Source organism: Paramagnetospirillum kuznetsovii (genome assembly GCF_003284725.1).
Lineage (GTDB): Bacteria > Pseudomonadota > Alphaproteobacteria > Rhodospirillales > Magnetospirillaceae > Phaeospirillum > Phaeospirillum kuznetsovii.
In genome coordinates this window covers 1-15,145 of record NZ_PGTO01000027.1, presented here as the reverse complement: position 1 = coordinate 15,145, position 15,145 = coordinate 1, and the positions used below count along the sequence as shown (strand labels likewise).

Annotated in this window: 12 protein-coding genes and 2 pseudogenes; 9 read left to right on the top strand and 5 right to left on the bottom strand. The window is 61.3% G+C overall.

All coding sequences use genetic code 11. The features are described from left to right. Positions 1-30 precede the first annotated feature (30 nt). The 4 genes from CU669_RS19145 to CU669_RS19130 all read left to right on the top strand — a co-directional run bounded on the left by CU669_RS19145 (position 31) and on the right by CU669_RS19130 (position 3,652). A complete protein-coding gene (locus CU669_RS19145) occupies positions 31-1,080 on the top strand; it encodes a hypothetical protein (RefSeq protein WP_146747799.1) in 1,050 nt (349 codons plus the stop codon). A gap of 106 nt (positions 1,081-1,186) precedes the next feature. Continuing rightward, complete coding sequence (locus CU669_RS19140; RefSeq protein ID WP_112147201.1) at positions 1,187-1,786, top strand: hypothetical protein; 600 nt, start codon at positions 1,187-1,189, stop codon at positions 1,784-1,786. Positions 1,787-1,795: 9 nt separating this feature from the next. Further along, positions 1,796-2,815, top strand: coding sequence for a tetratricopeptide repeat protein (locus tag CU669_RS19135; RefSeq protein ID WP_112147200.1), 1,020 nt, complete (start codon positions 1,796-1,798; stop codon positions 2,813-2,815). A 66-nt stretch (positions 2,816-2,881) separates the two neighbouring features. Continuing rightward, entirely contained in the window at positions 2,882-3,652 is a 771-nt protein-coding gene (locus CU669_RS19130) for an ankyrin repeat domain-containing protein (protein WP_161539725.1), read from the top strand. 5 nt (positions 3,653-3,657) lie between these two features. On the opposite strand, the gene CU669_RS19125 is transcribed toward CU669_RS19130, so the two are convergent. The 3 genes from CU669_RS19125 to CU669_RS19115 all read right to left on the bottom strand — a co-directional run bounded on the left by CU669_RS19125 (position 3,658) and on the right by CU669_RS19115 (position 8,892). Next, positions 3,658-4,002, bottom strand: a complete 345-nt coding sequence (locus CU669_RS19125) for a hypothetical protein (protein WP_146747798.1) — start codon at positions 4,000-4,002, stop codon at positions 3,658-3,660. Between the two features lie 281 nt (positions 4,003-4,283). Beyond that, positions 4,284-6,083, bottom strand: coding sequence for a RyR domain-containing protein (locus tag CU669_RS19120; RefSeq protein ID WP_161539724.1), 1,800 nt, complete (start codon positions 6,081-6,083; stop codon positions 4,284-4,286). 763 nt (positions 6,084-6,846) lie between these two features. Then, the gene (locus CU669_RS19115; protein WP_112147196.1) at positions 6,847-8,892 is read right to left on the bottom strand and encodes a hypothetical protein; all 2,046 of its coding nucleotides are present in this window, start codon (positions 8,890-8,892) and stop codon (positions 6,847-6,849) included. 162 nt (positions 8,893-9,054) lie between these two features. Between CU669_RS19115 and CU669_RS19110 the strand changes: the two genes are divergently transcribed. The 3 genes and pseudogenes from CU669_RS19110 (at position 9,055) to CU669_RS19100 (ending at position 11,238) form a co-directional block, all read left to right on the top strand. Continuing rightward, positions 9,055-9,447: a hypothetical protein gene (locus CU669_RS19110; RefSeq protein ID WP_112147195.1), complete on the top strand. Its 393-nt coding sequence runs from the start codon at positions 9,055-9,057 to the stop codon at positions 9,445-9,447. A gap of 131 nt (positions 9,448-9,578) precedes the next feature. Then, a pseudogene (locus CU669_RS19105) lies at positions 9,579-10,667 on the top strand (IS3 family transposase). Between the two features lie 259 nt (positions 10,668-10,926). Next, a complete protein-coding gene (locus CU669_RS19100) occupies positions 10,927-11,238 on the top strand; it encodes a hypothetical protein (protein ID WP_146747797.1) in 312 nt (103 codons plus the stop codon). Positions 11,239-11,248: 10 nt separating this feature from the next. Here the strand turns inward: CU669_RS19100 and CU669_RS19095 are convergent. Together CU669_RS19095 and CU669_RS19090 are read right to left on the bottom strand one after the other, a co-directional pair. Continuing rightward, positions 11,249-11,335 (bottom strand): annotated as a pseudogene (locus tag CU669_RS19095) (IS5/IS1182 family transposase); the annotation flags it as partial. Positions 11,336-11,467: 132 nt separating this feature from the next. Then, positions 11,468-12,271 carry a YihY family inner membrane protein gene (locus tag CU669_RS19090; protein WP_112147193.1) on the bottom strand — a complete coding sequence of 268 codons (804 nt, stop codon included), beginning with the start codon at positions 12,269-12,271 and terminating at the stop codon, positions 11,468-11,470. Between the two features lie 197 nt (positions 12,272-12,468). On the opposite strand from CU669_RS19090, the gene CU669_RS19085 reads away from it, so the two are divergent. Both CU669_RS19085 and CU669_RS19080 read left to right on the top strand, forming a co-directional pair. Further along, a complete protein-coding gene (locus CU669_RS19085; protein ID WP_112147192.1) occupies positions 12,469-13,887 on the top strand; it encodes a M48 family metallopeptidase in 1,419 nt (472 codons plus the stop codon). Then, positions 13,884-14,957, top strand: a complete 1,074-nt coding sequence (locus CU669_RS19080; RefSeq protein ID WP_146747796.1) for a hypothetical protein — start codon at positions 13,884-13,886, stop codon at positions 14,955-14,957. Before CU669_RS19085 ends, CU669_RS19080 begins: the two co-directional genes overlap by 4 nt. The last annotated feature ends 188 nt before the right edge of the window (positions 14,958-15,145 follow it).

Here is a 15,145-nt window from a genome sequence, read left to right as displayed (position 1 = left end):
CCCTGGCTGGCCGTTGGGCTGATCGCGGCCATGACCCTTTCGGAGCCCGCGCGGGCCGGATGCGAGAATCTGCTCGGCGTCGAGTCGGCCCCTGCCGACAAGACGGCGGACCTGTCCTTAACCAGTTGCGACGTCGATACCCGTATCGAGGATGGCGGACGAACCTCGCAGATCCGGTTCCACCTCCGGGGAGCGGCGGGCGATGCCTGGAAGGCCGCCCTTGGCCCCGGCGGGCGACTGTTTCCTGAGCTGCTCAAGGGTGATTTGAAGATCAGGCCGAATGCTGGCGGCATCCCCGCGGCCCCGCTGCTGTCCGCCGCCTCTGCGCGGGGGGCTGCCGCGCATGCGTGGCAGTGGGACGAAAAGTCGATGTCGCTTGGCATCGCGCCATCCGATCCGGTCTCGGCGACCGACGCGATGCGCTGCCCGAGTGATGCCGCGGGAGTATTGCTGCTCTGGCCCGAGACGATTGAGGTTGCTCCCCGAAGCCTGATCGCACCGCGCCTTTATCGCAGCAAATATCCGGGGAACTACGAGCCGGTCTCACCCTCGTGTGTCGCCGAATGGCGTTTGAGCGACGGGGCGCCTGCGGTGATACACCCTGCGCTGGGCTTGTCCATCGTGGCTGCGAACTCCCGTGACGGCAAGACGTTCAGTCTGCGAGCCCGCCTCGTGGGACACCCCGAAAGCAAGTTCACCGAAGGGGCCGTACGGGTGGTCAACCCGACACTGCATCCCTTGGCCGGATCCTGGAGCGAGACAGAGGAAAGGCCCTGTGAAGGGTCGGCATGGACGAAACCGGCCCAGCCCATCGGCGAACTGACCTTCGATGCGTCCGGAGCCTTTTCGGTGACCCGGCAGCCTTTCGAAGCCTATCGCGATTACTGGGGCACCTATCGCTATGCCGCGACTTCGAGCGCCCTGACCCTGAGCGTCACCGATGGCAATGCCATTCCCGCCAATCGCCGTCTGAAGGGAACCGCGCGGCTGGGCGATTCCGGGACGCTGGAATTGGAGGGGCTGTTGCCCCAGGAGGCGAATGCGCGCCCGATCTGCGCCCATCGGTTCACGCGCCGATGACCCGGAAAACCGTTCTCTCGCATCGCACGCCTGCTCGGCCACGAACTGGTCACGATCCTATGTATTATGCTCTACTGCCTTTGGCGTACATGGAGAGGGGGAGCCTATGCGGTTGCTGTTGTCGGCCTTTATCGTGGCTTTGGCTCTCTCGATCCCCATCCCTGCCCACGCCGACCTGCTGCCTCCCGGCTGGGAAAAGCTGCAGCAGCGCATCAAGGATGGGGGCTTTGATGTGGCCGACCAATTCTGCCGGGACAAGAAAGTCGGCGAAGCATGCGCCATTCCGGGCAATTCCTTCGAAGGCGGAGGACAGGGCATCTGCCGCGCCCAGTTGAGGCGGAACTGGGGAGAGATCCGCTCCGCCTGCGTCCTGGATGACCCGGCCCACATGGAACGGGTGGTGGACGGCGAGTGGTGGGCGGAGCGCTGCACCGCCCTGGAGCGAGTCCGCTCCCAGCTTCCCAATGCGACCTGCGAACCCAAACCTCCGATCGCCGACCAGTTCTGCGCCGGAAAGTCCGCCGGAGACGACTGCACCGCCGAGGTCTGGGTCAAGGCTGGCATGGAGCGCTATTCGGGGAAATGCGTCCAATTCCGCAATACCAGCGCCATCATGTTCCATCCCGGCGACGGTGAGCGGTTGCTGCGTGACGAGATTCACTGTCGGCCCGAACATCCCGTCCGCCGCATCTTCGGCAAGCCCTAGGAGACGACCATGGCGAGACACACCATAGGGGCCGCGCTGGTTGTATCGGGATTGGCGTGGGCATCGACCGCCATGGCGGCGAAACCGGCGATTACTGAATGTGATCGGCTGGCGGCCCATCCGGGGGATCTTCGCAAGGTGGGGGACGGGATCGCCTGGAAGAATCTCGTGCCCGAGACGGCCGTCGAAGCCTGCCGGGCGGCGGTCAAGAACAACCCGAAGAATCCGCGCCTTGCCTATCAGCTGGGCCGCGCCCTAGAAAAGGCGAAGGCCGAGGACGAAGGGGTGAAGTGGTACGAGAAGGCGGCACAATCCGGCTATCCCATGGCCATGTATGCTTTGGGCAATTACTACAGTGATGGCCAGAATGGGCCTCGCGACATCGCCCAGGCACTGCGCCAGTTCCAGAAGGCCGGCCAGGCGGGCGAACCCGATGCCTACAACTCCATCGGCCAGCTCTACGAGAATGGAACCGGCGTATCCAAGGACATGGCCGAGGCCCTTGTCTGGTATCGCAAAGGCATCGAATCGGGCAGCGCCTTCGCGGCCTACAATCTGGCCGACGCCTACGCAAGCGGAAATGGCGTGCCCCAGGACAAGGCGGAAGCCGCAAAGTACTACCGCCAGGCTGTCGCCAAGGGTCATGCGTCGGCCGCCTTCAGGCTGGCCTGGATGCTCAGTAAGGGAGATGGCGTGCCCGAGGACAAGGTCGAGGCGGCAAGTCTGTACCGTATCGCCGCCGATAAGGGCGACATCTACGCCATGAATAACCTGGGAGCCATGTACGACAGTGGCGAGGGCGGACTTCCTCGCGATAACGCGATGGCAACGGAATGGTTCCGCAAGGCCGCGAACGGTGGCCATACCTTGGCCATGCGCAACTATGCCGGGATCCTGGCTCGCCGGGACGATCCCACCGCCAATGCCTGGTTCCGCAAGGCCTCGGATGCCGGGGACAAGGAGGCATTAGCCCTGTTGCATGAACGGATGCTGCGCTATGCCCCGCTGCTCTACGATCCCTTCGAATAGGACTGGCGTTGGTTTCCTGGATGAATGCGATTTCCGACCACAGGCTGTCGCGGCAAGGAGGCTGGGATGCCCTGGCATAATGGACTTCGATCGGCGCTTCTCGCTCTTATCCTGATTCTGATGCTTGCGGGATCGGCCCAGGCCAACCCGATCTACATCCCTCCAGACCCACCGATTTTCAAGGCTATCAAGGACGGCAACGCTGTGCAGGTGGAGGCCATGCTGGCGGCGGATCCGGCCTTGCTGTCCCTGCGCCATCCGTACAGCCGGAGCAGCCTTCTGCATTTCGCCATCGGCGAGAGAAAGAAGGATGTGGTGCGAGTCCTCCTTGATCGGGCCGCCGACATGGACGAGGTGAACTCAAGCGGCGAAACCCTGCTGTTCCATGCCTGGGAGCCAGAAATTGCGACGTTGCTGCTGGACCGTGGCGCCAAGATTGACGCCCGGAACAAGAACGGTGAGACGCCGCTGATCAGTGAAGCCTTCGTGGAGGATTTCCTGGCCGTCCTGATCAAGCGCGGAGCGAACGTGATGGCCACGGCCAATGACGGCTCCACCGCCCTGCATGTGGCGGCGAGAACCAGATCCCAGCTATCCTTGAAACGGCTGCTGGCGGCTGGCGCCAATGTCAATGCCGTCACGGCCGACGGCGCCACGGCTCTGCATGTGGCTGCGGCCAATGAATGTAATGAATGCGTGGACCTTCTGCTGGGGGCCGGTGCGGAAATCAATGCCCGAGACAACAGCGGGCATACCCCCCTGTGGATGGCCCTGCATAATTTCAGCCGCGAAAAAAGGGCGGCGGACGTTCTGATCCGTAACGGCGCCAAGCAATAGCCCGCTCAGCGCAGAACCACCAATCCGGCCAGAAAGGAAGCGGTGTTGGTGAGCAGTGACAGGGCCAAGGCCTGCCTGGGCGCCAGTCCGATCATCCAGCTCATCAGCGCCGCCTCGACCAGCACCACCAAGGCCTCGGCCACCAGGGCCGAGGGCCAGACTGGGTAGTGCCGATAGGCCCAGAGAACGCCCTCCCACACCTGCGGATGGGTGACCCCGGTCGCAACGATTGCGGCCAGTCCAGCGTGGACGGCCCCACGGCATGACCAGCCGGTCCAACGGATGAGGAGGTAGGCAACGGGCCCCTCGATCACCGCAGCCAGGATCAGGGCTTGGAATTCGGCGATCATCAGGGCGCCTTCCACGGCCGGAGATTAACGCCCACGCCCCGACGAGGCTGTGCCATTTCTATTTTGAATTTGTCTTGCGGCATGTGTATTGCCCATCCGGCCTATCGGAAAATTCATCCCTTCCGGGTCGTGTCTTCCCGAGTGGTGTCGCTGCCTGATCACACGGTGGAAAGCCAGAATATCACGGCAGCAACGGCCATCTCCGTAAGGGGTATCGCTCCTAAATTCCAAGTGGCAAGCACGCCCAGCCCGCATCCCTTCAACGTCCGAAGCCGCCGGGGTTATCGTGCCATCCCGTATATATCGCCCTGGGGGCGTGCCGCCAGGCCAGCCGCGGCCAGGACGGCGGGAATGTTCCGCACGGCGGCACGGTCGAACTCCTTGATCGCCTCGTCGAGCTGCGCATAGGGCTTCAGATGGGGGCTGATCTGCGCCGCAACGTCCTTGCGCTCCCCCAGGGTCCAACCGTCCAGCCAGCGATCGACACACCATCGCCAATGCTCGAACTCGGCCAGATCCTCGATCCGTGCCGGGTCGAGGACGAGCGCCTCGCCATCTTGCTCGAGGCAGGCCTCCAGGCACAGCCGCGCCAGCTTGATGTGGACATGATCGGCCTGGCGCCTGCAGGACTCCCTGAATGTTTCCGCCAGTCCGGACCAGGGAACAGCGCTCGGTCCTTCGGGGGACAGGTCGAGATAGGCCTGATGCACCGCCCTCGCCAGCCGATCGATGTGACCGCGCAGCAGGGCCTCGGGATCGCATTCGTCTCCATCGTCGCCGAAGGTGGCGAGCCGCGCCGCCCAGTCCCCATCGGGGATGGACAGTCGCCCCGCCCTCGCCAAGGTCTGCCCGGCGCGCTGGCGCACCAGAACGGGGATGGGCGGCTCCCCCCTGGCGCGAAGCCACCGGATGGCCTGCAGAGTCCTGGCCATGGCGATCTCATCTGAGCCGCTTATCACCAGAGCGTGCGGGGAACCCGCCGCCATGGCTGCCTCAAGGGCCTCATCGCTCGCGGCGGCGAGATCGGAGCCGCCTTGCAGGAAGTGAAGCCCGAGGAAATCGGTTCTGCCGGGCAGGTTCTGGAAGAAGTTTCGCGCGGCGGCCTCGGCATTCTCGCAGATCACCGTGACATGACCGTTCTCGCCGATGTTCAGCAGTAAGCGGCGCGCCACCTGAAGGGCCAACTCGTCACTGCCGATCATCACCAGATGAGGGGCGTCGCGCCGCCCCAGCACTGGGGCGAGCACCGGCAGCAACTGGCGGGCGATCACGTCGTCGAAATCGATGATGTGGCATTCGGCGGCCCCGCCCCGCCGTTCGGCCATGGAGGCCGCCAGCATCCCGCTCATCATGCGGCTCTGGAGCTCGCAGGCGATTTCAAGCGGCTCTTGGCCGGCCGTCCTCCGGCGTTCAGCCTCCTCCGTGGCCGACAGCAGGGCGCGCAGGTTGGCGGCGTCGCTGCCCGCCAACAGAAGAGTTGCCCTGGCGCCGGCGATCCCTGCGCGCTGGAAGGTGTCAGGGCTGTCCAGGCTGCCCACGATCACCGGCAGACCCAAGGTGCGCAGTTCCTTTACCGTGCCATCGCCCTCGGGCAGCACCACCACCACCGGAATGCCGACCACCACGCAGCGCTTAGTCACCTTGAGAGTGCGGGCGGAACCGCCGACCACCATTACGTGGTTGCGCTTGCGCGCGGCCCACCATGTCGCCAAGGGGGCGCGGACCATGTCCAGATAAGTCATGACCGAGCCGTATATGGCTAGGCCGGGCAGCGCGAAACGCGCAACCTGCAACTGCCAGGGAATCTGGTTGTGGAGAACCCCCTGGGGCATGTTGAAGACCAGCAGCTGTGAGGCCTGATAGGCGTAATTGGCGATATCGACGAGCTTGATGGCGCCCGCATGGGTGGTCAGGTAGCCCCACCAGCCGAGAAGGAATGCCGCCGCCGTCATGCCCATGCGGACATAGACCTTGAGGCGCATCGCCTTCTCCCGGTCCAGGCGAACCGACTCGATGACCTTCTCGATGCTACGGTAGGAGTCCTCTGCCCCTCCTTCGACCTTGCTCTCTGTCTCCGCCATATCTGCCATCTCTGCCATCTCTATCCGGGTCCAGTCAGCCCCTTCCCTGCCGCTTCACTCTAGACTAGGGCCATAGAAAATATTGCCGATTTTTCGGCATCGAACTACAAAAGGCTGGGCTATGTCCGCATTGACTTTTTCCTTTAGGCAAGTGCAGTGGCACTATAGGAATGGCATGAGGCTGCTGCTGGCTCTTATACTGATGAGATGTGTTGCTGTGGATTTGTCTGGCACCGCCCAGGCCGCCGATGACTTCGCCTTCGGCGGGTAACCACGACAAAAGGTAATTACGACAACCGCGACGATATGGTCGGCGAGGACGCGTGACAACAGGACCTAGTTGGGCTTGATTGGATAGCTGCCCTGGACGGCCACGCAGGCGGTCATGCCCATTTCTGGCGAAATAGTGTTTACCGGAACCGTGGTCCCGCTCGGATGGGCGCCGCCGGTCACGGAGTTGGTCACCGACGCGCCGCCTGCTGCGGCCGGGGTAAGTGGACACGTTGAGGGTCAGCCCGCCCACATTGGTCGTGCTGGTCCCCGGATTGCCAACCCACATCTGCGTTGTCTTGACGTCAGTTGCCGTCACGCCAGCCAGATAGGGGGTGGTGGGACTTGGGGCGGTGCTGTTGGAGGCAGGGTTGAAACTGGTCGCCACTACCTGGACCTCGGTCTGGATGGAGGGGGAGGTGGCTTCGCCGATGAAAGTGGCCGCATGGGTATGGGCGGCCATGGTGACCTGGGTCAGGGTTACAGGGCCGTCTCAATCTGATTTTGGCCGGGCTCTTTGGGCGCGGATGGATCGGGCGGCCAGGTCGATCGCGACGCCATAATCCTCCAGACCACGTTTTTGGGAACGCAGCACCACCAGAAGGGTGCCGTTCTCTACCACGCACAGACCGCCCGGAATTCGAGCGGCGGAAGCGAACTCCGCCGCCCCTTCGGCCAATCCCAATTCGGCGACCAGGGTTTTCCAGCGATCCTCGACCTTGCCATCCGACAAAGGCGGCATCACCAGCACCACCTTGTCTAGGCACTTCATCTGCACCATGCGTTGCAATTCCCAGCCGAAACCGGGCGTTGGACCGAGAATCATCACGATCATCGCCGCCTGGTCGACCAAGGTGGCCACCCTTTGCTGCCAGGTGTCATGGGAGACGTATTCACGCACGGCCCCAGACATGGGAACCTCCTCGCTAGGCCGGCCGATGGCGATGACCGGGCCAAAGCCCCACAGTTGATCGGTCACCACTTCCTCGAAAGTGCGATCGCTACGGTAAAAATTATCAAGAAATCCGCTATCGTCCATTCGCAACTCGTCATCGATGAACGAGCGCAGCAGCAAAACGGGTGGGCGGGTGTCGCGGGCCAGCACTGTCCGGGCATCCGGAGAGGCATACCGGCGTCGAAGGCGCGCGGCCTGGCTGCAACGATACGTCAGTGCCAGGGTTTTTTGCCAATACTTAATGGGAAGGCCCTTAATGGTTTTCTCGATGGCAAACATTAAGGCCAACGCAATGAAGCCGATATAGGCAAAGACCATGCCCTGAAGAAAGAATCCAAGGCTGGAAAATGTCCGTGCCGAAAGCGGTGGAAAGGGGCGGATGCTGATTGGGCGGTTGACGATGTTCACCCGGCCAAGGCCAAGCTCGGGCACCGTAAAGGAGGTGTGTCTATATGCGGCCAGGGCGGTGGCCAAATACCATAGGCCGGGCGTCAGTTCCGAGTTGATAGCGGCACCCGCCAACTCACCCGCGAACACCAGCTTCAGAATATTGAAACAGCTCCACATCAAGCCGCCGATCGGAAGCCATAACGGCAGATAACGGAACGGAAACAGGAGAACCGCACCTCCAAAGACGAAAAGAGTGGCGGTCAGTTCCAGAACCGTCCAGGCATTTTCAAGAAGAGTCCTGTGTCCGGAAAATGCCTGGATTATGGTTCCGGCGGCGAAGACAACCAGGAACAGAGACAAAAAAGCGATGGGAATAGCGGCTCCAATCTTAGTGATTCTTCGGATGTGCCGCACCATTGGTGAAACGTCCAGCAGAATCGCTCCTTCCGGAGCAAGCGATTGCAGGGCGGCGGTTTTCTCCCATTCGGATACCACCTCTCTCCGTCTTTTCGCATCTTGCCGCACCTCGTATTCCTTACGGAATCTCGGCAGTCGCGTGGCCAGCATCAATAGGATGAAGGCCCCCGGCCCCATCAGGATCAAGCCCCTCGAAAGCTCCGGGGGCGTTCCTTCGGTGATCACTCCCGTCCTCACATTCGACAAGCGGTCGGTTTCCCAATGAAGCTTGCCCTGAAGGGACCGGGGAGCCGAATGCTCCTCCACCAGACGGGGCAAGGCGGCTTCCAGGGCGTCATTCTTGGGAGGCTGGAACTTCGGCGAAACGCCATTGAAGGTGAGGGTGGGGGGCGTACGCTCGATCATGGCATTGGCCAGCAAGACATCGCCTTCATGGACGAGGTTCAATTTGAACCGGGAGGAGCCATCGTTGGCTATGGGCGCCTGGACCTCGTCGCCTCGTTGGTAAAGGCTGTGCCCATTGAAATCGATCCGGCAATCGGACAGGGATACCCAGGTTCCCTCTGGCATGTCGCCTTGCAACCGGGAACAAGGCATTTCGACGACATCCCCGCGGGTCGCCGCCTGCCATGTTTCAAATCCCCCGGCAAGAAAGGCGATGGGAATGCCGATGATAGCGCCAAATATGGAAAGGGTAAGGACGCCTTTAAGGGCCAGGAACCCTAAGTTGACCAGGAGGAGGAGAGCCGATCCGACGAAACCCGTGATCAATCGCATCGGCTGTTCCTATCTCGCTGGCTTAGCCGCACCGAGGATGAGTGACCCAACGATCAGTTTCAACCGTCCATATCTAGACCGACATTTCCCAGATAGACAGCCTATCCCCCCTGGTCGATGGCAGTGTAGCCCGATCCCAGCCCTACCAGAAGGCTGAATGGCATGACGGCGGCATCCCGCCGCAGCATGGTGGCCGTCTTGATCGCCATTGCCGACCACAACGGCCCGATTCCGGCCCATTTTTTCGAAGGCATGGCGCGCTCGTCCGAGAGGAGAGCCTTCCTGCACCATCTGTCGCCGGTGCGGAAGAAGCTCTGGGTCGTCTATGCCAAGCGCGGTAGCGTTACTGCGACCCAGTTCGCGTGGCTTGTCGGCTACCGACCACCCTGCAATGGCCGCTTGGCCGTTTCCAAGGCCCTGCGCGGCCTGACCGGGGACGCCTGCGACATCAACCCCAACGTGGTGTTTCGTGGGCGTCGCGTCATCTTGGGGCGCTTGCCGCCCAAGGATGAATGGGCTTCCGCCCACTGGTACGCCAACGAGGCATCTTCCTGAAGTTGAGGACCAAGTCACGGTCAATATAACAGGCAAGGGCATGATGATGTCGCCGTCATAGGGTAATCCCCCCTGGAAATAGAGGGATCGGAACATAGAATTTTCTCGGTTCATGGAACGAGGAGATTCGGATGAAGAAGAGTCGTTTCACGGACGCCCAGATCATGGCGATCCTGCGTCAGGCGGAGGACGGTGTCCCGGTGCTGAACCTGTGCCGGGAGCATCAGATGAGCAGCGCGACCTTCTATAAGTGGCGGGCCAAGTACGGCGGTATGGACACCTCCATGATTTCGGAGATGAAGGGGCTTGAGGAGGAGAACCGGCGTCTGAAGAAGATGTTCGCCGAGCTCAGCCTACAGAATGAGCTTCTGCGCGAGGCGCTGGGAAAAAAATGATCCGGCCATCCCAGCGCCGGGAGATGGCCGAGACAGCGGTGGCGCGACGGGGCATCAGCATTGCTTTGGCATGCCGGACCTTCGGGCTGAGCGAGACGTGCTATCGCTACAGCCCCAAGCTTCGCCCCGAGAACGAGGAGATCTCCGATCTGCTGGTGGGGCTGACCACGTCGCGACGGAATTGGGGCTTCGGCCTGTGCTTCCTGTATTTGCGCAACGTCCGGGGCCATGCCTGGAACCACAAGCGGGTCTACCGGATCTATCGGGAATTGGAGTTGAACCTGCGCATCAAGCCCCGCAAGCGGATCAAGCGCGACAAGCCCGAGGAACTGGCGGTTCCCGACGCTCCCAATCAGGTGTGGTCCATGGACTTCATGGCCGACCGGCTGGAGGATGGGCGGGCTTTCCGGCTGCTCAACGTGCTCGACGACTTCAACCGCGAAGGGCTCGGCATCGAGGTGGATTTCTCGCTGCCCGCAGAACGGGTCGTGCGCACGCTAAACCGGATCATCGAATGGCGCGGTAGGCCGAAGGCCATTCGGGTCGACAATGGCCCGGAATACATCAGCGGCACATTGATGAAATGGGCTGAAAAGCGAGGGATTGCTCTCCAACATATCCAGCCCGGCAAGCCCCCAGCAGAACGCCTATGTGGAGCGCTATAACCGCACGGTCCGCCACGAATGGCTGGGCCAGTTCCTCTTCGAAACCATCCAGGAGGTGCAAGATCACGCCACGGATTGGCTATGGACCTACAACAACGACAGACCCAATATGGCCATCGGCGGCATCACACCCGCCCAGAAACTGAAACTCGCCGCGTGAGTTCTATGTTCAAACCCCGTTAAAAACGGGGGGATTACCATATTATTTGGAGATTTCCTCCAGGGGCCGGAAGGGGAAAGACAGGTTTGGGGAAATCGAAGCCAGAAAGTGGACCTTCATATTGAGTGCACTGTCACCGTAATCGAAGGATGATGGCTGGGGCCTCTGCCCATGGACGGGGCTTGGCCGGTTGCGCATTGAGGCGGATAATCTGATGTAGATCAGAACCTAGCGTCTCTCCCATTGGAGGTTAGAGTCCATGCCCGATGCAAGCACTGCCAGAAAATCGATTTCAATGGCTCTGATGGTGGTCGGAGGAGGTGCAGCCGTGTGGGGGACAATCTTCGCGCTGAGGGCCATCAACGTGGAGTCGGACCGCTCTACCGAAATTTTTGCCGACGCCTTGGCGTTTGGCGGCGCCTTCATCGCTGGGTTCGGGGTGTTGCTGGCGGTACTTGGAGCTTGGTTGGTCAGGAAGCGGCATCCAGTCCGACCGGAACAATCAGAGGACCAACTCGTCAGGCGGCAGTTGCAGGACTCTCAAGAGTTCCAAGAGCGCAGCAAGGGATAGTTAACTTGGCTCACAGCCAGTAGCAGAGGGTATCCGCGATGCAGACGGCGGCCAGGAAGTTCCGGGCCAGCCGGTCGTAGCGTGTGGCGATGCGGCGGGGCTACCGAAACACCACAACCTTCGCGACCAAGATCTATCTGATCGCCGCCCCACTCGGCCAACTCTTCAAATCCACTTGAAACGTCGAAGAACCGCAATATTTGCAACGAAAGAGCCGCATATGTCTTGATCACGTGGCGCTCAACTCGGCGGCCAAGGTCGCCGAGAAGATGATGATTGTCCACAGCACCAGCAGCCACATCTGCAGAAGCGGGATTATGGCCATGGCGCCATAGATCAGATTCGGCAGGATGGGCCGCGAGATGTATTCGACAAAGGCGAATTGTGCCAAGGAGTAAATCGTACACCCGACGCCCGCTCCGACCAGACAGGCGACAATCGATGTTCCCTTGGGCGAGCATATGACGAGAATCAGGAAGAAAGCACCAAAGGCGATTCCGTAGGATTGCCATGACGGCGAGATGGCTCCGAGATCAACGCCATATCTCTCCAGGATCATGGTGACACCCCAACCTACGCCAGCGACTGCGATTGGACCCGAGGTCAAGAAAGCAATCAGCTCAAAGAGCCGTTCAGTAACCGAGGATCGCGAGAACGAGCCAAAAATCCGGCTAAATGTCGAGCGTATTTCGAACATCAGAAATGTGCTCGAAATTATCAAAGAGCAAATCCCGATAACCGACAGAGAGCTTGCATTAGCGATGAACTCATCGATGTGAGTTTCAAGAGTGCCCCCGATTCCCGGAAGGAATGTTCGTATTACCAAGCCCTTGAGATGAGATACGTATCCGATGAATTCTGGGAAGCTGGCAAAAATGACGAGACTGACCGCTGCCACAGGCACCATGGACAGCATAGTGGCAAAAGCCAGTGAACTGGCCCTCACCAGGACTTCGTCAGTGGAGAATCGTCGGATCGACCGGCTGATGGCGGTGAACACGGCCCAGACAGTATCGCTTAAGGCGTTTTTCATGGCGTGGCCACCCGGCTCTCCCGAGGCGATAATTTATACGTGTGCGCGATGCCCAGCGCTTCTTTTCCATCATCTCGACTTCATTTTATCCTCCCAATTGACAGCCTGATCAACATCATGTCCCATCAAAATTATTGATCGCCGTTGTGGGATATGGGCGGCCTGACGGTCGTAGGGCCTTGGCTTCGGGGGGAGCAATGAACGCAGTGACGAAATGGCTGTTGCCGGGGATTGCCTTGGCGGCCATGGCGCTTTTACTGGTCAGCGGACTGGAGAAAGAGCACCGCGCCGAGGGTGGGACGGATGGCGCCCTGATAAAAGACCGGTGGCGTCTTCGCATGACCAGCGTCCAAGTGGCCGAAGAAGTCTCCGCCGAGGGCTATATCCAGCGGCTTCGGGAATATCATGCCCGCCATGTTCTCGACAGTGATGCCTATATGACCGAATTGGTCGGGTCGGTGGCCGAATCTTTGATCGTTGCCGCCAAGGATCTGTACCCACAGACCACCGACTGGGCCTGGGAATGGCATTTGGCCGATACCGGCGAAATCAACGCGTATTGCATGCCCGGCGGTCGGATTATCGTGCTGTCAGGCCTGCTATCGGATCAGTTGCTGGGCGACGACCGCGACATGCTTGCCACCATACTGGCGCATGAAGTCTCCCACGCCATTTTGCAACACACCCGCGAATCCATGGGGCGCGGCTGGCTGGCCCAGGGGCTGGCCTGGACCATGGCCAAGAGCCTCAAGATCGGGGCCCTGCGCGAGCAGGAGATGGTCAACGGTCTGAAGCTGGCATTCCTTGACCCGAAAAGCCGCATCCTTGAAGCCGAAGCCGATGTGCTTGGCCTTGAACTGATGTCGCGCGCCGGATTTGACCCGGCCAAGGCGGTGGCCACCTGGGAACGCATGGCAGATCGCACGAACACGAACACTCAAGGTGTCATGGCCCAGCGCGCCATGGCCTTCCTGTCTGATCATCCCTCCGACAGCGACAGACTGGCCCGCATGAAGGCGTTGCAGCCCAAGGCCGCGCCGCTGGCTGCCAAGGGAAAGCATTGGGATTGGACGGTCCAAGGCATATCGGACCAACAAGCCGATATTCTTGAAAAGGTCGCGGGTGCCTTTGGCCTGGGGACGAACCGACTTGCCATTACCGAGCGCATGGACGTTGTCAAACTGGTGGCCCAGGTCGAAGGCATTCATCCCCGGCAGGCGGCGGAAGAGATGGACAAGGCCATGTGGGAAACCGGCCTGTCCCAGGGCGGCGCCATCCAGATGGGACTGACGGCCATGGTTCGAGGCGTCGGCGGATGGGCGCGCCTGGAACGCATCAACGCGGCCTGGATGAAGTCGGGATCGTCGCACGCCCTGTATCAGGATCCGGCGCAGATCACCCGCCTCAATCTTTCCGAAGATGATCGCGGTCAGGCATTGAGCGGTATGAAGCGGGTGGAAGCCTACCTTTCGTCCGGCCAGTTTATTGTGCGACTTTGGCGCGACGTGGCCAGCGAACTTGGCAAGACTCGGCCCAAGGCCGCCGAGGTCATTCGGAACTGGCTCCAGACTGGCGCGGGTGATACGGCTTCCAGCAACGGGAGGACCGGACAATGACAGGCGTAGCAATACCGTTTTCCGCCAGCAATCTGTGGTTCACCCAAGCCTGGGCTTTATGGCGCCACCGTCCGATGTTCTTCATCGGCACCGCCCTCCTGATTCTGGCGCTGCGCTGGAGCCTTGACCTTGTCCAACTCGGTGGAGCCTCCGCCGCGTTCATCTTCATCTCTTATCTGACCGACGCCTTGGTCTTCGCCGCCACATGGACGGCCCTGACCCAACCGGATGGCGGGGTTGGGCTACTTGCCGGCTGGCGTCTTCTGAAAGGTCGGCGCCTTAAGGTGCTCAAGGCGGGGCTATGGGGCCTGCCCAGCGCAGCGGTCAGCTATCTGCTTCTATCCCTGGGCGCCATCCTGTTCCAGGCGATCAGTGTGGCGCTTGGCGCCCGCATCGCCGGCTGGCTGATGCTGGCCTGGATCTTCGCGGTGGGCTGGCTGTGCTGCGCCTTGCTGTTCGTCTCCCTGTTCGCCTGCATCGAAACCGCCAGGGGCGAAGACAAGCTTTGGATGGCGGGCGTAAAGGGGATGCGTGGGGCCTTTCTGGGCTGGCGCCCGTTGCTGGCCGTCTGGACGGCATTCGTCTGCGCCGCCACCCTGTGCGCGGCGCTGGGCGCGGGCGTGCTGGGGCATCTCAGCCTGACCTCGCTTGATGGCGAGGGACGTGAACTGCTGGAATACTGGATCAACTGGCCAGCTCTGTTCGCGGCGGTGATGGCCTTGCTGGCCCTGCTGGCACCGATAGGCACCGATGTTCTCGCCGGTGACCGGTGCGACACGGGAAGCGAAGGCGAGTTGGCCGCATTCGGCGAGACGGTGGCCCTGCGGCTGGGGCTGGCGCTGAAGGCGCTGGCGGCGGCGGTGATCCTGAGCGGATTGTTCGTCATCAACGTGGGAATAGCCTCCAGCCTGACTGGAGCCCTGGCGTTGTGGCTGACGGGACGAGCGCTGGCGGCATCGGCACCGGCCTGGGGCCAAGCCGAGGCGGGGACATGGGCGCGCTGGAAATGGCTTGTATTCCCCGGGTTGCCGCTGGCGCTGCTTTGGTTTGGGTCGACACAGATTTCGTGATGGAGAAAAAACCGTGAGGAGGCTATAGCCGTTTTGAGCAACATGCGGGGTCAATTGGATGACGAGGATGGTGACCTGCCGTGGAACTTTCATCCAGCCATGGGTAGAGTCCCGACTAAAGTTACGCCGTCTGGCGCGGGTTGAGCAATGGGGCCGGGCTCGGAGCCCCGGAGGGGCTTCGATTTCGG